20 protein-coding genes are annotated in these 26,165 nt (G+C 61.3%); 8 read left to right on the top strand and 12 right to left on the bottom strand.

Annotation, left to right across the window (positions count from 1 at the left end; genetic code table 11):
* Positions 1–91: 91 nt before the first annotated feature.
* Positions 92–1,150 carry an SDR family oxidoreductase gene (locus PQQ96_RS04960; protein WP_408289556.1) on the bottom strand — a complete coding sequence of 353 codons (1,059 nt, stop codon included), beginning with the start codon at positions 1,148–1,150 and terminating at the stop codon, positions 92–94.
* A 124-nt stretch (positions 1,151–1,274) separates the two neighbouring features.
* Between PQQ96_RS04960 and PQQ96_RS04955 the strand changes: the two genes are divergently transcribed.
* A complete protein-coding gene (locus PQQ96_RS04955; protein WP_408289553.1) occupies positions 1,275–2,183 on the top strand; it encodes a LysR family transcriptional regulator in 909 nt (302 codons plus the stop codon).
* Positions 2,184–2,301: 118 nt separating this feature from the next.
* Here the strand turns inward: PQQ96_RS04955 and PQQ96_RS04950 are convergent, their stop codons facing one another.
* A complete protein-coding gene (locus tag PQQ96_RS04950; protein WP_408289550.1) occupies positions 2,302–3,246 on the bottom strand; it encodes a hypothetical protein in 945 nt (314 codons plus the stop codon).
* 125 nt (positions 3,247–3,371) lie between these two features.
* Between PQQ96_RS04950 and PQQ96_RS04945 the strand changes: the two genes are divergently transcribed.
* The 4 genes from PQQ96_RS04945 (at position 3,372) to PQQ96_RS04930 (ending at position 10,335) form a co-directional block, all read left to right on the top strand.
* Complete coding sequence (locus tag PQQ96_RS04945; protein WP_408289548.1) at positions 3,372–4,217, top strand: M15 family metallopeptidase; 846 nt, start codon at positions 3,372–3,374, stop codon at positions 4,215–4,217.
* A 268-nt stretch (positions 4,218–4,485) separates the two neighbouring features.
* Entirely contained in the window at positions 4,486–8,385 is a 3,900-nt protein-coding gene (gene tssM / locus PQQ96_RS04940) for a type VI secretion system membrane subunit TssM (protein ID WP_408289545.1), read from the top strand.
* Positions 8,382–9,374: a type VI secretion system-associated protein TagF gene (tagF, locus tag PQQ96_RS04935; RefSeq protein WP_408289543.1), complete on the top strand. Its 993-nt coding sequence runs from the start codon at positions 8,382–8,384 to the stop codon at positions 9,372–9,374. The genes tssM and tagF overlap by 4 nt, the downstream gene beginning before the upstream one ends.
* Before the next feature lie 4 nt (positions 9,375–9,378).
* Positions 9,379–10,335 carry an OmpA family protein gene (locus PQQ96_RS04930; protein WP_408289540.1) on the top strand — a complete coding sequence of 319 codons (957 nt, stop codon included), beginning with the start codon at positions 9,379–9,381 and terminating at the stop codon, positions 10,333–10,335.
* A gap of 85 nt (positions 10,336–10,420) precedes the next feature.
* On the opposite strand, the gene tssA is transcribed toward PQQ96_RS04930, so the two are convergent.
* The 9 genes from tssA to PQQ96_RS04885 all read right to left on the bottom strand — a co-directional run bounded on the left by tssA (position 10,421) and on the right by PQQ96_RS04885 (position 21,254).
* On the bottom strand, positions 10,421–11,530 hold the full coding sequence (tssA, locus tag PQQ96_RS04925; protein ID WP_408289537.1) for a type VI secretion system protein TssA: 1,110 nt from the start codon (positions 11,528–11,530) through the stop codon (positions 10,421–10,423).
* 66 nt (positions 11,531–11,596) lie between these two features.
* Entirely contained in the window at positions 11,597–14,272 is a 2,676-nt protein-coding gene (tssH, locus tag PQQ96_RS04920; RefSeq protein ID WP_408289535.1) for a type VI secretion system ATPase TssH, read from the bottom strand.
* A 35-nt stretch (positions 14,273–14,307) separates the two neighbouring features.
* Positions 14,308–15,402 (bottom strand): type VI secretion system baseplate subunit TssG, encoded by a 1,095-nt coding sequence (gene tssG / locus PQQ96_RS04915; RefSeq protein ID WP_408289532.1) that lies wholly within the window; start codon positions 15,400–15,402, stop codon positions 14,308–14,310.
* The gene (gene tssF, locus PQQ96_RS04910; protein ID WP_408289530.1) at positions 15,366–17,204 is read right to left on the bottom strand and encodes a type VI secretion system baseplate subunit TssF; all 1,839 of its coding nucleotides are present in this window, start codon (positions 17,202–17,204) and stop codon (positions 15,366–15,368) included. Before tssF ends, tssG begins: the two co-directional genes overlap by 37 nt.
* A 125-nt stretch (positions 17,205–17,329) precedes the next feature.
* Complete coding sequence (tssE, locus tag PQQ96_RS04905; RefSeq protein ID WP_408289527.1) at positions 17,330–17,809, bottom strand: type VI secretion system baseplate subunit TssE; 480 nt, start codon at positions 17,807–17,809, stop codon at positions 17,330–17,332.
* An 81-nt stretch (positions 17,810–17,890) separates the two neighbouring features.
* Complete coding sequence (locus PQQ96_RS04900) at positions 17,891–18,394, bottom strand: Hcp family type VI secretion system effector (RefSeq protein ID WP_054036475.1); 504 nt, start codon at positions 18,392–18,394, stop codon at positions 17,891–17,893.
* Positions 18,395–18,466: 72 nt separating this feature from the next.
* Complete coding sequence (gene tssC, locus PQQ96_RS04895) at positions 18,467–19,957, bottom strand: type VI secretion system contractile sheath large subunit (protein WP_074287740.1); 1,491 nt, start codon at positions 19,955–19,957, stop codon at positions 18,467–18,469.
* Between the two features lie 18 nt (positions 19,958–19,975).
* Positions 19,976–20,524, bottom strand: a complete 549-nt coding sequence (gene tssB / locus PQQ96_RS04890; protein WP_046570773.1) for a type VI secretion system contractile sheath small subunit — start codon at positions 20,522–20,524, stop codon at positions 19,976–19,978.
* Between the two features lie 37 nt (positions 20,525–20,561).
* Positions 20,562–21,254 carry a tetratricopeptide repeat protein gene (locus PQQ96_RS04885; RefSeq protein WP_408289523.1) on the bottom strand — a complete coding sequence of 231 codons (693 nt, stop codon included), beginning with the start codon at positions 21,252–21,254 and terminating at the stop codon, positions 20,562–20,564.
* A gap of 363 nt (positions 21,255–21,617) precedes the next feature.
* Between PQQ96_RS04885 and tssJ the strand changes: the two genes are divergently transcribed.
* From tssJ to icmH, 3 genes are all read left to right on the top strand, one after another.
* A complete protein-coding gene (gene tssJ, locus PQQ96_RS04880) occupies positions 21,618–22,244 on the top strand; it encodes a type VI secretion system lipoprotein TssJ (protein ID WP_408289751.1) in 627 nt (208 codons plus the stop codon).
* A gap of 108 nt (positions 22,245–22,352) precedes the next feature.
* A complete protein-coding gene (gene tssK, locus PQQ96_RS04875) occupies positions 22,353–23,699 on the top strand; it encodes a type VI secretion system baseplate subunit TssK (RefSeq protein ID WP_408289520.1) in 1,347 nt (448 codons plus the stop codon).
* Positions 23,696–24,475, top strand: coding sequence for a type IVB secretion system protein IcmH/DotU (gene icmH, locus PQQ96_RS04870; protein ID WP_408289517.1), 780 nt, complete (start codon positions 23,696–23,698; stop codon positions 24,473–24,475). Before tssK ends, icmH begins: the two co-directional genes overlap by 4 nt.
* A 116-nt stretch (positions 24,476–24,591) precedes the next feature.
* Here icmH and zwf read toward each other — a convergent pair whose 3' ends face one another.
* Entirely contained in the window at positions 24,592–26,073 is a 1,482-nt protein-coding gene (gene zwf, locus PQQ96_RS04865) for a glucose-6-phosphate dehydrogenase (RefSeq protein WP_408289514.1), read from the bottom strand.
* Between the last annotated feature and the right edge of the window lie 92 nt (positions 26,074–26,165).

Below are 26,165 nucleotides of genomic sequence, written 5' to 3'. Positions count from 1 at the left end.
CTCCTTTTTTATGCGGCGGTGCTACCCGAATAAGGAAGTTCATCATAGACGTAAACATAACGAAATAAAATTGTCAGATTCAATGCGTCATTCATGGGATCAACTTTCTGCGCCGTAAATCGTCGAAAATACCGATAAACATCGCTTCGGTATCGACAAAATCATGAAAACCGAAGCGCCGTGCTTTCGAGCCGTCGCCGAACATGTCGTAATCCCACGAGAAAACGAAATCCGCAAAACGCCACGAGGAGACGTTTCGATAGGGAACATGCCGCAGGCCGTGTCTGGCTGCCATCGCCTCCCACAATGACGCTTTGTCGGCCATGATCGTATCGAGCGACATCGGCAACGGCGGCGCCACGTCGAGCTCGAAATAACGGGCGATCTTCGGCCACATGTCATTCCAGCGGAACAGGTCGCCGTTGTTGATGTTGAACGCCTGATTCGCGGCGAGCGGCTCTGTCGCGGCCCAGACGGTCGCGTGTGCAAGCAAACCGGCGTCGGTCATTTCCAGTAGCTTGTCGTAAGCGCCAGGTTTGCCGGGAAAGCGCAAGGGCAAGCCGAGCTCCTTCGACATCGACGCATACACGGCAATCGCCACCGCCAGATTCATTGGGTTACCCAACGCAAAGCCGCCCACCACCGAAGGCCGGATCGCCGACCAGCTCCAGCGCTTGCCCTTCTGGCGCGCCTCCAGAAACGTCTGCTGATCGAACATGAACTCAGGCGGCATGAAATGCGCGTCGTCCTCGCGCGCCGGCGTCTTGAACGGGCCGAGATGGCCGCCGTACACCTTGTAGCCCTGCATCAGGCTCACGTGCTGCAAGCCCGCCGCGACCGGCTCGATGGCGTCGAGCACGTTGATCAACATCGCCAGATTGGGCGGCACCAGTTCGGCCCAGGTCGGACGGTCCTGATACGCGGCATAGAACACGTGCGTGACGTGATTCAAAGCGCGCAGTTTCGATTGCGCCTCGGTCGGATCGAGCAAATCGACCGCAATGTATTGCAGCCGTTCTTTGGCTTCGCCGCCACGGCGCGAGAGGCCGATGACCGCCCAATCGTCGAACGTGCTCAGGTAATCGACCAGATTGGGGCCGATCACACCCTGTGCACCCACCACCAAAGCGACCTTCTTCGCTGCGTTCATTGCCATGCTCCCGATAAAACGTTTCGTTGCGACGGCTCACGCCGTTCGGTAACTGAAAGATATCGGCACCGCAGTGCTTTCGGTAGACTGCCAGATGGCATATCACCTGTGAATTGAACTCACGATGGCACGTTTGGATGTGAACCGCTCTGGCGAACTCGAAGTGTTCGTGCGCGCGGTCGAGCTAGGCGGGTTTTCGGCAGAGGCACGCGCGCTGGGAATGACACCGTCGGCAGTCAGCAAACTGGTGTCGCGTCTCGAAGCCCGGCTGGGCGCACGACTGGTGAACCGCTCGACGCGCAATCTGCAACTCACGGCGGAAGGCTGTGTGTTCTACGAACGCGATGTGCGCGTGCTCGCCGAACTCGACGAAACCGAACGCGGCGCGGCCACCGGCTCGACGCCCCGCGGCCGCCTGCGTGTGCATGCGAATGTGCCACTCGGACGGCACTATCTGTTGCCGCTCGTGCCTGAGTTTCTCGCCGCCCATCCCGACATGACGCTCGATATCGTGTTGACCGATCAGGTGGTCGATCTGCTCGAACAGCGCACCGATATCGCGCTGCGCAGCGGTCCGCTGAAGGATTCGCAACTGGTGGCGCGCAAGCTGGGCGATGCGAAAATGGTGGTTGTCGGCGCGCCGGCCTATCTGGCCCGCCGTGGTACGCCACAGACGTCCGCTGATCTGGCCGCGCACAACCGGCTGGGATTTGGCTTTGCAAGGGCGACGAACAGCTGGCCGTTGCTCGACTGTGAACAACACAGGATCGACGTGCCTGTGGAAGGTAATGCGCAGGTCAGCGACGGCGAGACGCTGCGCCAACTCGTGCTGGCGGGCGTCGGGTTAGCGCGGCTTGCCGCCTTTCAGGTGCGCGAAGATGTCGCTGCGGGCCGCCTCACCGTGTTGCTCGAAGCATTCGATACCGGCGAGACCGAGCCGATCAACGCGCTCTATCTTGGACAAGGCGGCCACCTGCCCGCTCGCGTGCGCGCGCTGCTCGACTTTCTGGTAGTGCGGATGCGCGTGGAGTGACACGCATCGCCACCGACCGAGCCGCAGGCTCACGAACGCCGCAGCGGCGGATGTGGGCCGCGCGGATCACGTGCCCGGATGCCGCGAGTCACGAAGACGCGCGGCGCACGGCCTGAACTTACGGCTGTCGCGCCTGCGGCGTCGAACCCGGACAGGCGGGATCTTTACCCCAATGTCCGTCGCATACGCGCCAGCGGCACAACTGGTCTTCGAAGAAGCCGCGTTGTCCGCACTCTTTCACGCGTTCCGCCAGCTTGGCGTTCCCTGGGGTAGCCGATGCACTGACTTTGGTGGTCGTGCTGCCGTCTGCCGCTTTCGTGTCAGCCGGTTTGGTGCGTGCCACGAGCGCGGCTAATAGATCGGCATCCGAATCATCTTTCGAAGCATTGCCTGCCGCGCGAGATTTCTTCGTTTGAGCGACCGCGGTCGGCGCGCTCGCGTGACGACTGCTTGCGATTGCACTTTCCTTCTTGCCGTGGGCCGTCATCTCATGTTTCGCACTGCTGGCGACAGCCGTCGAGCTCTTACCGTGCTTTGCCGTCGGCACCGTGACCGCCGATGCCGCCGTTGCGGACGCGACCGGTGTCGACGCGTTGCTCGGCTCAGCGCCATTGGCAAGCGCGCGCGATAAGCGGCTGTCATCGCCGCTGGCAGGTACGCTCGCGGATGCCGCGGGCGCCTTGCTGTCGCTATCGTCAGCGATAATCGTGGCTGCTTGCGACGACGCTGCAGCCGGAGCCTCCGCTTTCGCGGTCACCTGCGGCGCACTGCCGGCGGCAGACGCCGCCACGGCAGCTTTCTCAGCGTTGGCTGGCGCGGCTGACGCCAACGACTCCGTCTGCACGCGCTGCTGCATATGCCACGCGCCCCAGCCACCCGCCGCGACCACTAACAAGGCGACCAGTACAAGCGGCGTTTTCGACCGGCGTGGTTGATCGGTAGGCGGCGCGACGCGGCCCTCCAGATTCGCGAGAATTCGCGAACCATTGCCATCGGCACCTTTAGCCTTATCGGATAACAGGCTAGGCGGGGCTTTGGAATTCGAACTTTCCGGCGCACTCATTCACTGTCTCATTGAATCCTGGATTATTTCGCCGTGATAATACCGTTCCGGCTCCTCTCCGAGCAGGCCTGATTCTAAGAGCAAGCATTACAAAATACAATTGTTTCCAATTTCCGGGGTCGACTTTGATTGCCGTAGTACTTCTCGCCTATTTCGCCATCGCCGTTGTGATCGCAGCAATGCTGCTATTGCCGGCGGTACGCGCCTCTTTATTAGGCGCCGCACTCGCCATTCACGGCCGCGTGATGCGTGGCGCATCGCAAGGTGCTTCACGTGCTCGCGGTCAATTAACCCGTTCGGCAAAAATTTCGCAATCGACCGCAATCGATATGCAAAAGTTACTGGTAAAGCGGCGCTTGCTGATTTTTACCACGACAGGTATTCTTGCGACGCCGCCATTGGTGGCATTGGCTTTACGCGGACGGCAATTATTCCAATTCGATGACACCGCAAGGGTACCGGACGAGAAAATTGCCGCGTTATTGAATGGCGAACAGCTTGTGCCCCCGCCGCCGCTGCCGCCCGAGGTATTTGCAACGCAGGAAGTGGAGCAGATTCGGCCCGCGCTGAAAGACGCGAGCCGCGACTGGAATTTGCTCGACGCCGATTTCAGAACGCGTTTATTGCTCGTTTACAAAATCATGCACGAGCAATACGGGTATGAAATGGCATTGCTGGAAGGTTATCGCAGTCCAGAGCGGCAAAACCGCCTGGCGCAAATGGGGGGCAACGTCACCAATGCTGCAGCGTTTCAGAGCTATCACCAATACGGCCTTGCCGCGGACAATGCGTTTTTGCGCGACGGCAAGCTCGTCATTTCAGAAAAAGATCCCTGGGCCATGCGAGGTTATCAGTTATACGGACAGACGGCCGAACAGGTCGGTCTGACGTGGGGTGGCCGCTGGAAAATGATGGATCTGGGGCACGTTGAATATCACAAACCTGGCTTCGTCCTCGGACGCGGTCATTAAGGTGAAGCGGGCAATAAAGAGGTCGGCAATGGGGCGTTCAATCAATTTTTCTGGCACAAGTCGGCAATGCCGCATGCATAACGGCATGAGTCCAATCGACATCGGCGGGACATCCCCTGGCGGATTTAACAATCCGGCCACCCTCATCTTCGTCTGAATATGCTTTTGTTTTGTTTTAAACGCAGCGCAGGCAGATTTTGCCCGCGCTCGCGTCATGCTGTTTGCCACACACGCGCCACAACACACATCACCAAGACCTGAACGGCTTATGCGACGCATTCTTAACGTGTTGACCCACCCACGCACGCTCTCGATCATCGGCCTGCTAGCGCTCGCTGCTGTTTTATTCATCGGCGCCGATACCTTGCAGATCGACCTGATGTGGCCCGCCATCGTGCTCGGCGCGGTGATCGCACTATGGCTGCTGGTCTGGGTGGTGCGCCGCCTGCGCGCGCGGCGCGCGAACGACAAGCTCGGCGAAATGCTCGAGCAACAGGCCGAAAAACAGACCGAAAGCGGCCCCGCGCCGACGCCGGCACGCCAGGCCGAACTCGACGTGCTGCGTACGCGCCTCGTGGATGCGGTGAAAACGATCAAGACCTCGAAGATCGGTCAGATGTCCGGCGGCTCGGCGCTGTATGAGATGCCCTGGTACATCGTGATCGGCAACCCGGCCGCTGGCAAAAGTAGCGCCGTGCTGAATTCGGGTCTGCAATTTCCTTTCGCCGACAAGAACAGCGCGGTGATTCACGGCATCGGCGGCACGCGGAATTGCGACTGGTTCTTCACGACCGAAGGCATTCTGCTCGACACCGCCGGCCGCTATTCCGTGCACGAAGAAGACCGCACCGAATGGCTCGGCTTCCTCGGCCTGCTCAAACGCTTCCGGCCGAAGGCGCCGATCAACGGCATCATCGTCACGGCGAGCATTGCCGAGTTGACCAACAGCAAGCCCGAGTTCGCGATCAATCTCGCGAAGAATCTGCGCCAGCGCGTGCAGGAGTTGACCGAGAAGCTCGAAGTGTTCGCGCCGGTGTATGTGATGTTCACCAAGGCTGACCTGATCACCGGCTTCACCGAATTTTTCAGCGGCAGCGACCGTCACGAATACGACCGCGTGTGGGGCGCCACCCTGCCCTACGAGCCGGATGAAAAGCGCGACGTAGTGGGTCTGTTCGACGAGCACTTTGAAGAACTGTATGACGGCCTGAAGGAAATCAGCGTCGCGCAGATGTCGATCAACCGCGGCAACAAGCTCTCGCCGGGTCAGTTGAGCTTCCCGCTCGAGTTCTCGGCGATCAAGCCCGCGTTGCGCGCGTTCCTCGCCACGCTGTTCGAAACCAATCCGTTCCAGCACAAGCCGATTTTCCGCGGCTTCTACTTCACCAGCGCGTTGCAGGAAGGCGAAACCAACAGCGCCGCCGCCACGCGTATCGCCAACCGCTTCGGCCTCTCCGCGGACAGCCTGCCCAAGCCGCATAGCGCGTTCTCGAAGAACGGCTTCTTCCTGCGCGATCTGTTCTCCAAGGTGATCTTCGCCGACCGGCAGACCGTCAAGCAGTTCGCCAGCCCCGCCAAGACGCGCATGCGTTATGCCACCTTCTTCGGCTTCGTCGCGGTGCTCGCGTTGGCGCTCGGCGGCTGGACGTGGTCGACGATCGGCAATCAGCAGCTCGCCGACAATGTGAAGGCCGACCTCGATAACGTGGTGCGCCTGCAGCAGAACCGCAACGACCTGCAATCGCGTCTGCAGGCAATGGACATTCTGGAAGATCGCATCGACCAGCTCGAACAGTTCCGCCGCGACAAGCCGCTGGCCGTGTCGCTCGGGCTGTATCAGGGCGACCGACTCGAACAGCATTTGCTCACCGAGTATTACAACGGCGTGCGCCAGATCCTGCTCGACCCGGTTTCGCAGAATCTCGCCTCGTTCCTGAAAGACGTCAATGCGCATCCCGATCAGCTCGCGCCGATGAACCGCACGCCGGACGCCGCCGCGATTCCCGTGTCCGCCCACACGGCGATGGCGGCGAACAGCCAGGGTGGCCTGTATAGCGACGCGTCGCCGACCAACGTCGAAGACGCGTACAACGCGCTCAAGACCTACCTGATGCTTAGCGACAAGCGTCACGTGGAAACCGCTCACCTGACCGACCAGCTCGCCCGCTTCTGGCGCGGCTGGCTCGAAACGAATCGCGGCAACATGCCCCGCGACGAGATGATCCGCAGCGCCGAGCGCATGATCACCTTCTACCTGTCGCGCGTATCCGACAACGACTGGCCGATGATCGACGAGAACCTCGGCCTCGTCGACCAGACGCGTGAAAACCTGCGCCGCGTGGTGCGCGGCATGCCGGCTCGCCAGCGCGTCTACGAAGAAATCAAGGCCCGTGCGTCGACCCGTTTTGCGCCGATGACGATCGCGCGCATTGTCGGCGACAACAATACGGCGCTGGTGGCCGGCAGCTACGCGATCCCCGGCACCTTCACGCGTGAAGCGTGGTTCCAGTACGTGCAGCCGGCGATTCGCGACGCCGCCACCAAGGAACTGCAGGCCAAGGACTGGGTGCTCAACACCTCCGCGCATGATGACCTGACGCTGGAAGGAAGCCCCGAGCAGATCCAGAAAGCGCTCGTGGCGATGTACAAGACGGAGTACGCGATGCACTGGCAGAAGTTCATGCAAGGCATCGCCGTGCAGAATTTCGGCAGCTTCAGTCAGGCGGTGGATGCGATGAACCGTCTCGGCGATCCGCAGGATTCGCCGATCCGCAAGATCCTCGAAACCGCGTACGACCAGACCTCGTGGGACAACCCCTCGCTGTTCAACGCGAACCTGAAGCGCGCGCAAACCGGCGTGACCAGCTGGTTCAAGAACTGGTTCTCGCGTGCGCCGACCGGCCAGTTGAACGCCAACATCGACATCAACGGCAATCCAGTCGAAGTGCCGATGGGGCCGATCGGTCAGGAGTTCTCCGCGTTGGGCCGCATCGTGGTCTCCGGCGACAATGGCTCGATGTTGAAGGGCTACATGGACACGCTCTCGAAGGTCCGTACCCGCTTTAACGTGATCAAGAACCAGGGCGATCCGGGACCGGGCGCGCGTCAGTTGATGCAGCAGACGCTCGACGGCAGCGGCTCCGAGTTGGCCGATTCGCTGAAGTACGTCGACGAGCAGATGCTGACCGGCCTCACCGATTCGCAACGCAAGGCACTGCGCCCGCTGCTGGTGCGTCCGCTGATGGCGGCGTATGCGGTGGTGATCCAGCCGGCCAGCGTCGAAGTCAACAAGGTGTGGAACGCGCAGGTCTATCAGACCTTCCAAGGATCGCTGGCGAACAAGTATCCGTTTGCAGGCGATGCGAAGGTCGAAGCCGGCGCCGGCGAAATCGCCCAGGTGTTCGGGCCGGACGGCGCAATCGCCAAGTTCGTCGGCACCACGCTCGGACCGCTCGCGGTGCGCCGCGGCGACACGCTGACCTCACGCACATGGGGCGATATGGGTCTTGCGCTGACGCCCGACTTCACCAGCGGTTTTGCGCGCTGGGTGGCGCCGCTTGCCGGTGGAGCCGCGACCTCGTCGGGCCAAAGCTCGGCTGAACCGCAGACCGTGTTCCAGATCCTGCCGCAGCCAAGCAGCGGCACCACGGAATACACACTCGCGATCGACGGCCAGCAAATGCGTTACCGCAATACGCCGCCGCAGTGGACCAACTTCGTGTGGCCGAATCCGTCAGGCTCACCTGGCGCTACATTGAATGCCACGACCTTTGACGGCCGCACGCTGCAACTGGTCAACGAGCCGGGCCGCTACGGTCTGGAGAAGCTGATCAACTCGGCGCAGCGCAAGCGCCGTCCGGACGGCACCTTCGATCTGTCGTGGACGCAAGGCAACGTGACGGTGGCGGTCAGCATGCGCATCATCAGCACCTCGCAGGCATCGGGCGGCGCCAGCAGCGACGCGCCGCAACAGCAGAGCCTGCGCGGCTTGCGGCTGCCGTCGTCGGTGGCGGATGTGAGCGCGGCGGCGAATTCGGTCAATGCGACGGCCGCGGGTGGGCCGAGTACAGCGGCACCAACAGGAACAGCAGGCGTCGCGCCGGCTTCGCCAGCGGCACGGCCGACAACGGCCGCCGCTGCCGTTTCGAACACAGGGGGTGCGCAATGACGCAAACCGTGCAGGCGCAAATCGCCTACTTTGGCAAGATTCCGTCGCGCGGCGACTTCGTCAAAAGCGCGCATAACCCGCAGTTGCTGGCCACGCTCGACCGCTGGATCGCCGAGGCCATGGAGTTGCTCACCGAGGATCCGCGCTGGAAGATCGTCTACGAAAACGCCAAGCCGATGCATTTCGCGTTCCTCGGTTCGCGCAGCAAGCTGGCGATTGCCGGGCATATGGTGGCGAGCCAGGATCAATCGTCGCGGCGTTTTCCGTTTCTTGCCGCTACCGCGCTGGAAGTTGAAAAACCGCTGACGTTTCTGGCGCATAGTCCACTGGCCTTTGCGCGCCTATGGTCGCGCATCGCGTCGCAGATGAAGCCGCTGCTTGGCGTGAGCGAACCGGCTGGTGCGCTACAGTCGCTCGGCGAAACGCAGGTGCCGATCGAAATCGGCGCTGGCCCCGGCAATCCGCACGACGGCACCTTCAACGACTTCGTCGAGCATCAAACCCTCTCCGGCCTCGAACAGATGCTGCTTGCGAGCGGCCATCCGGTGCGCCTGCGCGGCGCGATGCTGGCGCTCGGCTCGCTGCTGCGTCCGGTGATGCAAAGCGGGTCGTCGCATCTCGAACGCGGGCTGACATTGCCGCTGCCGAACGATCCGTTCTATCGCTCGCTCGTCGCGGCATTCTGGCTCGAACTGATCGCACCGTTCGTCTCGCAGGCCGATTTCGAACTGGCGATTTTTATCGGCACGATCGCCGAGCGCGAACGGCTCATCATCGGCTTTAACGGCGCCTCGGCCAAAACGCTGCATAGCGTGGTCGATCCGCAGGCGTACGCGGCACACAACATCGATATCGACGATCCCGAGTGGATCGACGAACACGCACAAAACGATCATGGCATCAGCAAGCTCGTCAGCTACCTCGACCAACCGCAACTGTCGTTGCGTGTCAGCATCGACACGTTCCGCGAAGCATTCACGGGAGCGTGACACGATGTTGAGCAAACACACGCGCATTGCCGCGCTTCTCGCGGGGCTTTTCATCAGCGCGCTCGCCCATGCCGACAATGACGGCCCGGCACGCGTCACCCCGGTCGACAACAGCGGCGTTTCGATTCATACGACCATCCTGCCAGCGCCTTCGTCGGCACAAGGGGGCAATGCCGGGCCAGCGGTCAACACGGCCGGCCTCGCCAGTGGCACCACGGGCGCCGGCACCGGTGCGATCACCGCGTCGCCACCGCCCGCCAATGCCATGCCGGGCCAGGTCGTGGTGGGCGGCAAAGTGCCTGACGAAGCCACCAAGGCGGCGGTGCTCGCGCGTTTGCGCGACACCTACGGCGCGGCCAACGTAGTCGATCAGATCGAAGTCGCCGACGTCGCGACGCCGCCGAACTGGTCCGCCAACGTGCAAAAGCTGATCGGCCCGCAGTTGAAGCAGATCAGCAAAGGCCAGTTGAAGATCGACGGCACGCAGATCGACGTGAAAGGTGAAGTGCACAACGAATCGCAACGCCAGCAGCTCGCGAGCGATATGGCGAACGCACTGAATCCGACCTACACGATCAAGAACGGCCTGCGCGTGAGTGCATCTGAGCAAGGCCTGCTCGACCAGACGTTGGCGAACCGCACGATCGAGTTCGAGACGGGTAGCGCGACGCTCACGCCACAAGGCCGCGCGATTCTCGATCAGATGGCGGCCGTGCTGTCGAAGATGCAGACGAAGACGGTGGCGATCATCGGCCATACCGACAACTCCGGCAATCGCACTTCGAATATCGCGCTCAGCCAGGCGCGGGCGGATGCGGTGAAGGGTTATCTGGTCGCCAAGGGCATCCCGCCCGAGCAGATGACAACTACAGGGGTCGGTCCGGATCAGCCGATCGCATCGAACGATACGACCGATGGGCGCGCACGTAACCGGCGCATTGAGTTCCGCGCGGGGTCTTGAGTTGTTGTTTGCCTGACCCCGTAGTTTAAAAAAAGCCTGGCACCGAGATTCGATGCCAGGCTTTTCTTTCTGCACGACGGAAGTGCTAGCTGTTCTCTTCGGGCTTCACGCCCAGCAGTTCGCGAATATGCGCGAGCGACCCGTCGTCCTTCACGACCGAAGAAAGCCACTGGTGCAATGGCATGTCCGCGCATTCCGCCGCCTTGTCAGCGAGGTAAGCAGCGGGATTATGCGGCTCGGTGCTGCGAAAGAATTTGGCCACGGCACGCAACTGCGCGACGGCTTGCGCACGGCTCTGGATTCCTGCAATCGGGCTGATCGTGGTCGGCATGGTCGTCAACACGGGTTCCTCGCGTTGCGGTGAAGTCTTGAAGGTCGGCTCGGCGCGTTCATGTTCTTCGACCTTCGGCGCTTTCGGCGCAGCCGTCTCAGCGCTTACGCCCAGTTCGCGCGCGAAGCGTTCCACCAGCCGATAGACACTCTCATACGCATCCTTCGCCTGGCGGAAGCTCGGCGCCGAGTCGGCGGCACGCTGGTCCAGTTCGTGTTCGAGTGCGAGCATCGCCGCTTCGAACGCTTTCAGATCGGCCAGCAACGCCGAATAAAACGCTGGCGGCGTGGCTCGTTTCGACGCCTCGATCTGCTCGATGGAGGGCTTGCCGCGCGCGATATCGTCAGCGTGATCCGGATCGCGTTTGACTGCTTGCGCGACATGTGTGGCCACGTCCCAATCGATCGTGCTGTATGAGCTACCTTGCGAAGACGTGAGCGGCATCGCCCGCAGCAGATCGCCGGTGCGGCAGACCAGCCACGCGACGTTGCCGAGGCGGTACTCAGTGTCGTCGCCTTCCGGCAGCGGATGCACATGATCCCAGTACTTTTCGCACAGCCCCGTGAGCAGCGCGTAACCTTGCGTGAGACCGGTCACGCCCTCTTCGATGGCAAGCGCCTCGGTGAGCCAGACAGCGAGACGCAAGTCCTTGGTCTGCGTCTGCAGCAGGCTGCCCGAACGCTCGACGACAAAGGGCCAGTCGGCCTCCTTGATATCCGTGACCCATTCGCCCTGATCCAGCGACGGGTCTTCAAAACGGCGCGCGTGCTGGATCGCGTCGAAATCCGCTGAAAACAGCAGATCTTCGCCACACGGCGAGGTTTCGCTGATCGGCGCCAGCAGCGTGTTCAGATTAGTCGGCATGACAGAAAGCAATAAGGTTCCGGTACGGCATTAAAACAGATTGGCAAGCAGGCGGGGCATGCCGGCTCACACAACCGTGTATTCGAACTCGCCCGCTTCGCTCGCGCGTACCGCGATGCGTTGGATCGCGGCGCCGTTGGCCATGCGCTCCAGCACCTGCTGCGCGACTTCAGGCAATAGCGTGCCATTCAGAATGTGGTCGACATTGCGCGCACCGGAGTCCACTTCAGTGCAGCGCGCCAGCACAGCGTCAACCAGCGACTCGTCCCACTCGAACACCGCCTTGTGATTCGACTCGATGCGGCGGCGAATCCGCTCCAGCTTCAAGTCGATGATTTCAGCGAGCACGTCGTCGGAGATCGGGTAGTACGGCACCACTTTCATGCGGCCGAGGAACGCCGGCTTGAACGCCTTGTACAGTTGCGGGCGCAACGTCTCCGCGAGTTCGTCCGCATCCGGCAGTTCTTCCGCGCTTTTGTTCAGGCATGCCTGCATCACCGCCTGCGAGCCGACGTTCGAGGTCAGAATGATCAGCGTGTTGCGGAAATCGATCTCGCGTCCTTCGGCGTCATCCATCGTGCCCTTGTCGAACACCTGGAAGAACATTTCCAGCACATCCGGGTGCGCCTTTTCGACCTCGTCGAGCAACACGACCGAATACGGATTGCGACGCACCGCTTCGGTCAGCACACCACCCTCGCCGTAACCCACGTAGCCCGGCGGCGAGCCCTTCAGGCCCGACACGCTGTGCGCTTCCTGGTACTCGCTCATGTTGATCGTGACCATCTTGCGTTCGCCGCCGTACAGCACATCGGCGAGCGCCAGCGCGGTTTCGGTCTTGCCGACACCCGACGGTCCGACGAACATGAACACGCCGCGCGGTTTGTTCGGGTCTTCGAGATTCGCGCTGGCGGTGCGCACGCGTTGCGCGATCGCATCGAGTGCGTGGTCCTGCCCGATCACACGGGCGCCCAGCTGCGGCTGCAGATTCAGCACGGTCTGGATTTCGTCCTTGATCATGCGGCCGAGCGGAATGCCGGTCCATGAAGCGACGATTTCGGCGACCACGTGGCCATCTACCTGCAACGGGACCATCGGCTGGCCGCCCTGCAAGGCATGCAACTCCGCAACACGCGTGGCCAGCGTTTCGCGCGCCTGCCGGGCCTTGTCGGCCTGCCCGGCGTCCGCGCTGCTCACGCGCGCGGCGTCGATTTCAGCACGCAGGCCGACGATCTCCGTCACCAACGCGCGCTCCTTGTCGTAGCGCGCTTCGTCTTCGGCCAGGTCTTTCACGTCTTCTTCGCGCAGGCTGCGCAGTTCCGCGAGCCGCTCATCGTGCAGCGCGCCGCTCGCCACTTCGCGTTCCAGCGCGGCGATTTCGGCGTCGATGCGTTCGAGTCGTTTCTTCGTGTCGTCGATTGCGGCAGGTGTCGAGCTATGCGCGAGCGCGACTTTCGCGCAGGCGGTATCGAGCACGCTGATGGCCTTGTCCGGCAGTTGACGACCGCTGATGTAGCGATGTGACAGACGCACCGCTTCGGTGATCGCATCGTCCAGCACGCGGACGTTGAAGTGCTTTTCCATCAACGCGGCCATGCCGCGCAACATGGCCGCCGCGAGCGTCTCGCTCGGCTCTTCGATCTTCACGACCTGGAAACGCCGCGCCAGCGCCGCATCTTTCTCGAAGTACTTCTTGTATTCGCTCCACGTGGTCGCCGCGATGGTGCGCAATTCGCCGCGCGCGAGAGCCGGCTTCAGCAGATTCGCCGCATCGTTCTGCCCTGCCTGACCACCGGCGCCGATGATCGTATGCGCTTCGTCGATAAACAGAATGATCGGATGCGGGCTCTTCTTCACCTCGTCGATCACGTTCTTCAGGCGGTTCTCGAACTCGCCTTTGACGCTCGCGCCTGCTTGCAGCAGTCCCATATCGAGCACATGCAACGCGACGCCTTTCAGCGGCGCGGGCACGTCGTCGGCCGCAATGCGCAGCGCGAGACCTTCGACCACCGCCGTTTTACCGACGCCCGCCTCGCCCGTCATGATCGGATTGTTCTGCCGGCGACGCATCAGGATGTCGATGGTCTGGCGAATCTCGCCTTCGCGGCCAATCACCGGATCAATCTTGCCTTCACGCGCACGCTGCGTGAGATTGCTGGTGTACGTATCGAGCGCGGGCGTTTTGGAGGGTGAACCGGGCGCGGAGTCGGCCAAAGTTAGGTCACTCACGCCTTCCGCGGCGTTCTCCGAGGCATTGCTACGTTCGACTTCGCGCGACCCCGCGGTCAGTTCATCGAACTTGTGCTTCAGATCCGTCACCCGCACGTCGCGCAGCAGCGACGACATGCGTTCGGCGAACTGCGCGAGGTCCGGCGCCGTCAACAATGCGAGCAGCAAATGCCCCGAACGAATCCGTCCGATCTGCGAATCGAGCGATGCGATCAACCACGCCTGTTCGAGCAAGTCGATCAGATGCTTTGAAAAAACAGGCGTGCGCGTATTGCCGGTCTTCAACCGCTGCAATTCGCGCTCGATATCCACGCGCAAAGCATGCGCATCGACCCTGCTCGCCCGCAGCGCCAGTGTGACGTCGCTCGCCGGTTCATCCAGCAAGGCCAGCAACAGATGCTCGAGGTCGACCTCATAGTGACCGCGCGCGAGACAGTTGTTCGCCGCGAGCAAAGCCGCCTGCCGGCAGGTCGGATTCAGTTTGGCGATCAGGGTATTGAGGGACGTGCTCATGTCGTGCGATCCGGGTCCAGGTTCTATTGTTGTAGTCAGTGAATCACGTGCAATTCATAGCGGGCATCCGCGCGGTCGCGGTCGGCGTCCCTGGTGCACAGAAATGCGTCCCAGCCGAGGCGCGCGCCGCCGCTCAGCATGCTTGGCCCGACTTCCGTACGGCGCAGGACCAGCGAGACCTCGTATTCGAGCGACACACCGGCGAGCAGCGTCAGCATGCGTTCGAGCGCCAAGGCGCGGTCGGCGCCAGGCAAGAACGCTTCGTAATCGGCCTTGTCGAGCGGGCCAATCACGAGCCGCGCGCGCATATCGCGCTGCCAGACCCGCTCGCCCGCGAGCGCCGTAGCGCCGAGCGTCGCGTTGACACCCCCGAGCACGGTCAATTGATCGCGCGGCACGTCGTACCATTTGCCGACGAACTGCTCGACCCGCACTCGCACCTTGAAGTATTCCGACAGCGTGCGTTGCAAATAGGCCGCTGAAACCGGCCGATGCCGTGCGGCCAACGCATAACCCGCAATCGCTTCGTCGAATAGCGCACCGTCGCCGCTTTGCAGACTGTTGCGCGTGTCGTCGTCGGCGACGCCCGCCAGCGCGAGCAACAGCGGCAGATAGCGTTCGTCGCGATCCAGTTCATAATGAAACGGCAGCCTGTACTTCTTCCATGCCGCGTAGAACAGTGCCGTCGCACGATTCGAAAACACGTCGAAAAATTCGCGCGCGGCCCGGTCGCGCTTGATCTGCTCACGCGCGATGATCTGCTCGGTGTAATGCAGCGGCAAGGCGCCCTGCCCGCCGAGCAAACCGAAAAACGCCGGCGTGATATCAACCTTGTGGAGCGAACCCTCCTCAAGCGCCGCGGTGCGTTGCACCTTCTCCTTCAGCGCCGTGCCTTCATCGTCGTAAGACTGTGCACTATGAATTTCGCTGGGCGGAAACGACATCGACAGCGAATTGCGAAAGGCAATCCGCTGCGCGACGATCTCGCCGGGGCGTCCATTACTCGACGGCGCTTGCTGCGCGAACCACTTCTCGAGAATCCGCACTGCCTGAAAAAATTCGAAGCGATGCGGCTCGTCGAGAAGCTGCTCGACTACGCCAGGATCGATTCGCCGCTGCGCGGTTTGCATCGCAGAATCTCCTCGCCGGTGCGCTTCGACACGACGACCAGTTGCACAAAGCTGTTCAGATGTACGTACAGCCCGAAAAACGTATCGATCACCCGCACGAACGACGCGAGACTCGTGCCGACGAAATGCTCTTCGTCGATCGTCAAACGAATCTCAATACCGCGCACGAAGGTCGCGAACGGCTTGCCCGGCAGCCATTGCACCGCGGCGCGCTGCTCGATGCCGACCAACCCGTCGATATGCCGCGCCGATACCGCCGTGCGCCGCAAATCGTAAAGCACCAGCATTTCCTTGAGCGCCGACAGGCCGCTATTGGCAAGCGACACATGATTCAGCGCCAGATGCGAAATCAGCCGCCAGTGCGAGGCGCGCCCGCGCTCGAAACGCACGCTCGGCGTCGGCCGGCGCAGCATCGCGATGCTGCCGGTCAGCGAGCCGCCTTCCAGAAACAGGTCGCCGCCTTCGAGACCCACGGCGAGGCCGGCAGGTAAATCGCGATTGGTACACGTCAGATCGAGACTCAACGTATCGGTTTGCGGCGCGGCCGGTTCGAAGTCGATATCGACGATCGAAATTTCGGTCTCGTAACCCGGGCTCTTCTGCGCGACCCAATCATTGCGCCGCGCGAACCAGTAGTGCCCCGCACGCGCCGCTTCCCCGTGATGCAACGAATAGAACGGGCGGAATTCGATCACCGATTCTTCATGCGCCTGCTGTCTGATGAGTTTGACTGAGTCGATCGAATAGACCTCGTACGCGAACGCTCGGCGCGCTTCGGCGATCACCGGGTACGAAATCGCCTGATGGCTGATGCGGATCGGTTCGCCGTGCTGTTCGAACAGATTCACCACAGGCGTGCAGAACAGGCGAAATTGATGTGCGGACAACGAATCCAGCAGACGCGCGACGTGCGAATCGCTACGCACTTCCTTGAGCACGACGTGCAGCGTCAGACGCTGGCAGCGGCCGCTCGCGCGTGTCATCGCCGCCAGATCGAAATCGGCGAAATTGAATTTTTCGGGGAACGCGAAGTATTCGGTCAGCAGCCGGTATGCCGGATGCGATTTGGCCGGATAGTCGATCAGCGCATCGTCTTCATCGAAACCGGCTTGTACGACGGGCGATTCACGCAGTTGCTTCCACACTCCGCGGCGGTCGGCTTCGACATAGGTGGCCATCGCATTGACGAACAGGCAGTCCGCCAGCGCCGCGATAAACGATTGCTCGCCATGCAGGTGCGTGCGCAACGTGCCGAGTTTCAATGCGGAGAGATCGAGCTGCGCCGCCGTCGATTCAAACGTGATCGACACGATCGCCGTGGCGTTGCCCGGCAATACGGTCGCACTCGGCGCCATCGCCACCGACGTGTACTTCGCCTCCGAGATACGGATCGGCGCCAGCGTCACGTCGTAGGCGGTTCGAAAACGGCATTGCACACCGCGAATCGGGCGTGACTTGAGTTCGGTACCGCGCTCGACCAGGACCGGTTCGGTCAGATGACTGAGCGCGGCCGAGGTGCCCAACTGCGCAATCGAGCACGACGGAAACGGCCGCAGGTAGTGGGGATACAGCACTTCAAGCAGCGCTTCGGTGAATTCGGGGTAATCGTCGTCGAGCTTCTTGTTGATGCGCGCGCCCAACAGCGCGAATGATTCGATCATCCGCTCGACGTGCGGATCTTCGCAGTGCTCGCCGGACATCGCCAGGCGCGCCGCGATCTTCGGATAGCGTTCGGCGAAATCGCGCGAATAGCGCCGCAGAAATGATAATTCGCGCTCGTAATACGGCAGCAATTCTTCCATCGATCTATCCCCGAACCTGAACCCTCTCCGCCCAATCTATGGCCACCGTTGCGCGAGAGCGGTGGCCAGGCGGTACTCAAGATACTAAAACGCAGGTACTAAAACCCAACAGCTAAAATCAGGTACTAAAGCTTCGCGCGTGTGCGCGTCACCGAGTATTGCAGCGTAGAAGGCTGCAACATCGCATCGAAACTCACCGGTTCTTCCGCCGGGTGCACAACCAGCAGCGCCTGAATCGCAAAGTTCAGCGCGTTGGTCGATTGCTCGTTCAATTCGAGCGTAACCGCCACCTGCTGCAAGCGCGGCTCATGCCGTGCGATTGCCTGTTGAATCGATTTGCAGATAAACGTGCGGTCGTAGTGACTCGCGAGGCTCAAGCCCGCGAAATCGTTCAGACCGTACGTGAGCACCGAGCGCTGACATTCCGGCAGCGCCGCCAACTCGTGCTCGGTCAGGGCGATCCGGGTGTTCAGGATCGCCTCGACGTCGCGCGCGACGGTGGCCTTCAATTCGTCCAACGACAATTGCCGCATCGCCGGGGAAGCCGGCAGATGCGGTTCGTCGTCGAACAGCTTGTCGAGAAAGCTGGGTTCGAAGCGTTTCATCGGCGTCCGAAAAACCGGTGCGACGCGAGGCGCGCGCGGCGTGCGTTGGCCATCAGGCCGCACGCCGCGTGCACGCCGGCATCAGACCGCGTACGTCTTGTCGTTCTTCGTCAGGCTCCACGCGCCTTGCGCGTTGCCGCCCTGGTTGCCGCCGATCTTCTGCTGCGTGTACTTCCACTGCACGGCAGCGTACTTCAGCGAGAATTGTTCGGTCGGCAGACCTTCACCCACCACGCTCGGCGTGGCGCTCGAGATAATCACGTACTTGAGTTTCACTTCCAGGTACTTGATGCGGTTGCCTTCGCCGTCCGAACGCATGAAGTCGATCGTCACTTCGTCGAACGTCGTGCCACCCGATGCGTGTTGATAGATCAGCGGGCTGACCACGTCGATGTCTTTCGTGAACTGCATGTCAGCGTGCTCGCAACGCTCGGACGTATGACCGCCCGCCGTCGAAGCCGTTGCCGAACGCGGTTGCGTAATCGAGTGGCTCCACGAATCGATCTCGATCCAGCCAGCATGATCTTTATCGGCGGACTCGCCTTTGATCGCCGGATTGCCGAATTTTAAATAGATGTCCTTCATAACTCATCGACTCCCCAAAGAGGTGGTTTTAACAGCTAACCCGTGCGGCCGGCACGGGCTTTCTGACTTGGTTTATGAATTTGCCGGTTTCGGCAGGTCAGCGACAAGCCGCAAAGAGATCGACAGCTCGTCCAGTTGAAAGTGCGGACGCAGGAACGCGACCGAACGATACGCACCAGGCTTGCCCGGAATCTCCGAGACCTGTATCGATGCCTCGCGCAGCGGGAACTGCGCTTTCTGTTCCTGGGTTGCGTTGTCGTCCAGCAGCACGTACTGCGAGATCCAACGATTCAGGAACACTTCGACGTTCTGTGCCGATGCGAAGCTACCGATCTTGTCGCGCATCATCGCCTTCAGGTAGTGCGCCACGCGCGACACCGAGAAGATGTACTGCAGTTGCGCGGACAGCACGGCGTTCGCATTTGCGCTATCGGTGCTGTACTTCTTGGGTTTCTGCACCGATTGCGCGGCGAAGAACGCGGCGTAATCCGAATTCTTGCAGTGCACGAGCGGAATGAAACCGAGATCGCTCAGTTCCTTTTCGCGGCGATCGGTAATGGCGATTTCGGTCGGGCATTTCAGCGCGACTTCACCATCGTCGGTCTTGAACGTGTGGGTCGGCAGGTCTTCCACCAGACCGCCGCCTTCCACGCCGCGAATCGCCGCGCACCAGCCGAAGTCGTCGAAGGCGGCCGTCAGGCGTGCAGCGAACGCCCATGCTGCGTTACACCACAGGTATTTGCTGTGATCGGTGCCGTCCACGTCTTCGACGAAGTTGAAACCTTCGGCGGTCGCGCCATCTTTCGGATTGAACGGCAGGCGGCCGAGAAAACGCGGCAAGGTCAGACCGACATAGCGCGAGTCTTCGGAGTCGCGGAACGACTTCCACTTCGCGTATTCGACCGTATCGAACACCTTGCCGAGATCGCGCGGCTTGCCGAGATCGGCGAAGGTTTCGAGGCCCATCAGTTCAGGCGACGCCGATGCGATAAACGGCGCGTGCGCCGCGGCCGCGACGTGCGCCATCTGTTCGATAAAGTACACGTCTTCCGGCTGACGCGTCACTTCGAAGTCGCCAATGATCGTGCCGAACGGCGCGCCACCGAAAGTACCGAACTCTTCTTCATAAACCTTCTTGAAGAGTGCGCTCTGATCGAATTCGATGGCGTTCTTGAAGTCGCGCACGAGGTCGCGCTTCGGCGCGTGCAGCGCCTTGATCTTGACCGTCGAACCGGTATTGCTTTCCTTGCACAGATAGTCCAGGCCGCGCCACGTGCTTTCCATGCGCTGGAATTGCGGTGCATGCATCACCGCGCTCAATTGCGCGGAAATCAGGCGGTCGAGTTCCGCGACGCGCGCATCGATCGTAGCCGACAGGTTGTCGGACACCACCACCGTGCCGTCGAGCACCTGATGCACGAGTTCGCCGATCAGGTCTTTCGCGCGCGCGTGTTCGGAATCGGACTTCGCCACGCGGCTTTTCTCAACGATTTCGTCGAGCAGCGTGGATTCCGTACCGCTTTGCGCGGTGGCGAGTTGGGCTGCTGCCGTTTGCTGGTTCATCTCACACCCCGTGCGTACTTATTCGCCCTGCTTGTCGTGATCCGGCGCGCCGGCGTGCTGGTCTGCTGCGTTGCCCTGGTCTTTCGCCAGTGTCTGCAACTGCTGCGTGTTGTTGAGCACTTCGCTCAGCAGGTCTTCGAGTTTGTCGTTGCCGGCCAGCTTGTTGCGCAGGTCGGCCAGCTTCGAACGCGCTTCGAGCAGACGGCGCAGCGGCTCGATCTGCGCGACCACTTCATCCGGATTGAAATCCGCCATCGACTTGAAACGCAGGTCGACGGCGAATTTGCCGCCAGCCTCGCTCAGGCGGTTTTCCACCTGAAACGCGGCGCGCGGTTCAATCGCTTTCATCACGTCGTCGAAATTGTCGCGATCGATATTGACGAATTTGCGATCGCGCAGCTTCGGCTGCTCGACTTCGGACTGCCCTGCCAGATCGGCAACCACGCCGACGACGAACGGCAGCTCCTTCACCTCGATCGCATCGCCGCGCTCAACCTCATACGTCAGTTGAACGCGCGGCGGCCGCACTTTTTGCAAGCGCTTTTGAATACTTTCTTTCTTCGCCATCGTCGGCTCCCGGATGCAGATAGATCAGGCGTGTGGATCAGCGCAGCGCGCTGAACGGATCGGACGCGCCGCCGCTTTGTGCGGCTTTGGCAGGTGCCGCGGGCGCCGGTGCGGCAGGCGCAGCGGGAGCTGCTGCCGCCGTAGTGGCCGGAGCTGCAGCGCCGGGGGTTGCGTCCGGCGTCTCCGCGGGCTTGCCCTTGGCGACGACGTGACGAACGATGCGTTTCTTCTTCACGACGGGCTTGTCGTTCGGGTCGGGCGGGAACAACGTGGCTTCGCCCAGCGTGTCGCGCAACTGTTTGGCGAGCGCCTGCGCGTCCGACTTCGCATCACCCGCGAGCGACGCATCCTGGCGCAATTCGCCGAGCGATTGCGTGGCCACACGCAGGCCGGCTACAGCGAGCACGCTCTTGGCCTGACGATCGGTCTGGTCGCGTTGCAGCGCTTCTTGCGCGGCGACGATGGCCTGACCGTAATGACCCTGCGTGAACTGGATCTGCGCAATGCGCGACCACGGTTCTTCACGCGTCGGATCGGTTTTGGATAATTGCTGGTAAAGCGCGATGGCGCGATCCTGATCACCACCCTTGGCGACGGTGTCCGCGTCCGCGAGTTGCTTATTAAAAGCCTCCGGTGTGGTCGCTGTGTTGTTGCCCTGTGTCGCGCAACCGGCAATCACGCCGCATGCCAACACTACCCCAGATAGTTTTACTAACAGACGCTCATTCATCGTTTTTCACCGACGTGCGATTTTTTTAATTCAAGGAGAAACCGGAGTTTTGCTTTGCTTCAACTGCGCGGGTATAGTACAGGCCAATTTTCGATAATTCAACTTTCGTGTGAAGAAGCATTGCACAAAAAGAATGCATGTGGATGATTTAAACGCAATAGGCAGAAATTGTTTCCTGGTGCAATAGCAGAAAAGCGAGAGGCGGAAAAAATTTCCGCATACCGGGTGGCAAACACGTAAGTACCGGAGAGCAATGCGCTTTGCATAGAACGGCATTACGCGGCATAGCGTGGTTGAAAATTTTCCAGATTGATTTCGTTATTGATGTTTTGACGGGGGACGGCGCCGAGCCGGTCGATGTATATGAATTCGCGTCTTGTTCGCCATGCATCGCTATTGATTACCAGCGCCGTGGCGTGCGCCCAGCTGGCCGGCTGCGCGGCGGCCGTGCCGGCGCTGGGAGCCGCTGCCAACGCGGTTTTGCAGGCGAGCGGCCTCGGCAAGCCGGACGTGCCGGATGCGCAAAAGCCGCCACGTAATGTCGGCCTCACCTTATACGCCGCGCAGAATCTGAATGCCGCCACTGATAACCGCCCATTGGCGCTGGTCGTGCGGCTTTACGTGCTGAAAGACCCAACCTCATTCCAGCAGGCGCCATTCGACGCCTTTACCGACCCGGCCAAGGAGAAGACCACACTCGGCGGCGATCTGCTGGGCGTGCGTGAAGTGACGCTAATCCCCGGTCAACGTTACACCGTCACCGAAAAAGTCTCGCGCGAAGCGCAGGCATTCGGTATCGTCGCGCTATTCCGCGACCCGGCGATGCAGCGTTGGAAATTCGCCTTCGACCCGGCGAAGTCGGAGAAATCCGGCATAATGATCGGCCTGCATAACTGTGCAATGACCGTGACCAATGGCACTGTGATCCCGCCTGAACAGGGATTGCCCGCCCAGCCGCTGAATATGCTTTCTTCGGTAAGTTGCGGTTAAAGATGCCGGACAAATACGATTTAACAGTTTTTATAGAATTAACAATGCGGCGTTCGAATCGGTTATTTCCGGACGCGCCACACGCTGAACGCATATAACAGGTTTGAGATGAGTTATTCAGCAAAAGTGCTCTGGGGGGAAGGCCTGTTTCTGAGGCCGCAGCATTTTCAGCGTCAGGACGCCTACCACGAGGCGCGCCTGTTCGAATCGATCCAGGCGATCCAGCCATACAACTGGGGCGTGCGTTCGGCACGTTTCGACCGCGACGCGCTCGGCAGCAATGTGCTGCGCGTGAGCGAACTCTCGCTGGTGTTTCCGGATGGCGCGCTCTACTCCGCGCCGCAAGCCGACGACCTGCCGCCGCCCATCGCGCTCGACACCCTGCCCGACGGCATCAACGAATTCACCTTCTATCTGGCGCTGCATCCGCTGCGCGAAACCGGCGCGAACTATTCGCAAGACAGTAACGCCGGTTTCGTTTCGCGTTATGTCAGCGAGCAGACGCCGGTGGCCGATCATTTCACCGACGCAGCCGAAGCCGACATTACCTTCCTGAAGACCAGCGTCAAACTCATTGCGCATAGCGAGCCGCGCGACCAGTTGCTGTCGGTGCCGCTCGTGCGCGTGCGCCGCACTGCCACGTCGGGATTCGAAATCGACGACACGTTCGTGCCGCCTTGCCTCGCGATCGACGCGTCGCCGATCCTGCATCAACGGCTGCGTCAACTGATCGACGCACTGCAGGCCAAGGTCAACGCGCTCTATGGTTTTCACCGCGAGCCGACCAAGAACATCATCGAGTTCCGCTCAGGGGACATCGCATCGTTCTGGCTGCTGCACACCGCGAGCGCCGCGTTTGCCTCGCTGGCGCACCTGTATCAGCACTCAGCGCTGCATCCGGAACGTCTGTTTCAGGAGTTGCTGCGTCTGGCCGGCCAGTTGATGACGTTTTCGAAGGGCTATGCGCTGTCTGACCTGCCGGCTTACCGGCATGACGATCCAGGCCCCGGCTTCGCGCGCCTCGACACGATCCTGCGCGATCTGCTCGAGACCGTGATCTCGACGCGTTACTTCGCCATCGCACTCGAAGAAGTGCGTCCGTCGTTCCATGCAGGCCGCCTTGACTCGGGCAAGATCGACGACAAGACCCTGTTCTACATCGCAGTGTCCGCGGACATGCCGACCGCCGAACTGGTCGAAGCCGTCCCCGCCCGCTTCAAGGTCGGTGCGCCGGACGACGTCGACAAGCTGGTGCTCTCGGCCATGCCGGGCGTGCGCCTCGTCTACACGCCGCAAGTGCCGCCCGCCATTCCGGTGCGGCCGGGTGCGTGCTACTTCTCTTGCGAATCGCGCGGTGCATTGTATGACCGCATGTTGCAGGCCCAATCGGCAATGATCTATGCGCCGTCGGGCATCAACGATCTTCAACTCGAACTGATCGCCGTCACATCATGAGCTACGCGCCTTCCCTGTTTGGCGGCAGCACGCAAGCCGCGCCGCCCGCCCCCATGACTGAACCGAGCTATCAGGTCCGCTCGTTGCTCGATCTGCTGTACGACGGCTTCTTCATGCTGTTCCTGTTGAAGAACGGCCGCGAGCCGGGTGACGCGCAGGAATTCAGCCAGCGTATTCAGCAGTTTCTCGGCGACTTCGAGCGCGGCGCGAAAAAGCTCAATGCTTCTGCGGAAGACGTCTACGCCTCCAAGTTTGCGTTCTGCGCGGCCATCGACGAATCGGTGTTGTCGTCGACGTTCAGGATCCGCACAGAGTGGGAGCGCCGGCCGCTGCAACTCGTGCTGTTCGGCGAGCAACTGGCAGGCGAGAAGTTCTTCCAGTACCTCGAGGAATGCCGCGCGCAGGGCGCCGCACGGTTGCAGTCGCTCGAAGTGTTCCACATGTGCCTGCTGCTCGGCTTTCAGGGCAAGTATCTGCTCGAGGGACCTGAGAAGCTCGCCTATCTGACCGCGCGGATCGGCGATGAGATCGCGCACATGAAGGGCAAGCGTGCACCGTTCGCCCCGCATTGGCCGCTGCCGGATCAGGTCGCTCACCGGCTCAAGCGCGAAGTGCCATTGTGGTCGATCGGTGCGGTGTTCGCGCTGGTGGGACTGCTCGCTTATCTCGGCCTGAACACCTATCTGCGCGATCAGACGTTGCGCACGCTCGCGCCGTATTCGCAGGTGGTCAAGCTCGGACCGCAATCGGCCACGTTGACGATTTCGTTGCCGTAAGTCAGGACGGCAGCACGCAACGAAAAAAGGCGGCCCGCAAAAACGGGGCGCCTTTTTTCTATGAGGCTAAAGCGTCAAAGCGCCGACGTACCGCCGACGCCTGACTGCCTGCGTGCTTACTGCGACTCCTCCGCCCACACCGCATTTTCCCGCGCCATCAGTGCGGTCGACGCAGCCGGCCCAAACGTGCCTGCCGTATAACCACGCGGCTTGTCGCCCGACTTGCTCCAGCCTTCCAGAATCGGTTCGGCCCACGCCCATGCGGCTTCGAGTTCGTCGCGACGCATGAAGTGCGTGAGGCGTCCGCGAATCACGTCGATCAGCAAACGCTCGTACGCTTCCGCGCGGCGCTCGGTGAAAGCCTGCTGCAAATCCAGGTTCAGATTCACCGGCAGCATATGCATGCCGCTACCCGGCTCCTTCGCGAGCATCTGCAACTGGATCGACTCTTCCGGCTGCAACTGGATCACGAGACGGTTGCCGTAGTTGCGTCCACCGCTCGGAATGATCGAGAACGGCAATTCGGAAAACTCGATAACGATTTCCGACACTTTCTTCTGCATACGCTTGCCGGTGCGCAGGTAGAACGGCACATTGGCCCAACGCCAGTTGTTGATATGCGCCCGCAACGCGACGAAAGTCTCGGCACGGCTGCCGGCCGGCACGTTGTCTTCCTCGAGGTAGCCCTTCACCGGCTCGCCGTTCACCGCACCGGCCGTGTACTGGCCGCGCACGGTATCGCGCGCGATATCCTCGGGCGTCATGGGGCGAAGCGAGCGCAGCACTTTGAGCTTTTCGTCGCGCACCGCATCCGGATCGAGCGACACAGGCGGCTCCATCGCCACGATGCACAGCAGTTGCAGCAGGTGGTTCTGCACCATGTCGCGCAGCGCGCCGGTTTTGTCGTAGAAGCCCGCGCGACTGCCCACGCCGACCTCTTCGGCCACCGTGATCTGCACGCGCTTGATATAAGGCGCCTGCCACAGGGGGCCGAAAATCGCATTACCAAAGCGCAGCACCATCAGGTTCTGCACAGTTTCCTTGCCCAGGTAGTGGTCGATCCGGTAGATCTGCGCTTCGCCGAAATGCTTGCCGACTGCCGTGTTGATCTCCTGCGCGGACGCCAGATCGTGACCCAGCGGTTTCTCGAGCACGACGCGCGAATTCTCGTTGATCAGCCCCGCTGCCGAAAGGTTGTCGCAAATATTCGTGAACAGGTCCGGCGAGGTCGCCAGATAGAACACGCGCCGCACACCTTCGCGCGATACTTCCTTCAGACGCTGGTAGTCCTCGATCGAATCGACGTCCATGCGCACGTATTCGAACAGCGCCAGGAATTTGTCCCAGGAGGCAGCATCGAACGCCTTCTTTTCGATGAAGGGCTTCGCCTTCGCTTCCATGAATTCGTTGATGTATTCCTCACGCGACCACGGCTTGCGGCCGATCGTGAGAATGCGGGTATCCGGCGGCAGATTGCAGTGCAGATGCGCCATGTAGAGCGCGGGCAGCAGCTTGCGAAACGACAGGTCGCCGGTGCCGCCGAAGATGATCATGTCGAGCGGCAGGTCGGGGGTGGCAGAAGCGTGGTGGGTCGTCATAGCGCGGTCGCAGCGTCGTGGTAGGCGTCAAATCAACGGACAAAGGGCAAAAAAACGCCGGCGGACCGGCGCTTTTTTCTGGCAAACGCCTA

Origin of the sequence: Paraburkholderia sediminicola (assembly GCF_046027825.1) — a bacterium.
In the GTDB taxonomy this organism is placed as follows: domain Bacteria; phylum Pseudomonadota; class Gammaproteobacteria; order Burkholderiales; family Burkholderiaceae; genus Paraburkholderia; species Paraburkholderia sediminicola_D.
The sequence above is the reverse complement of the archived record's forward strand: the minus strand, read 5'-3'. Positions and strand labels throughout refer to the sequence as shown.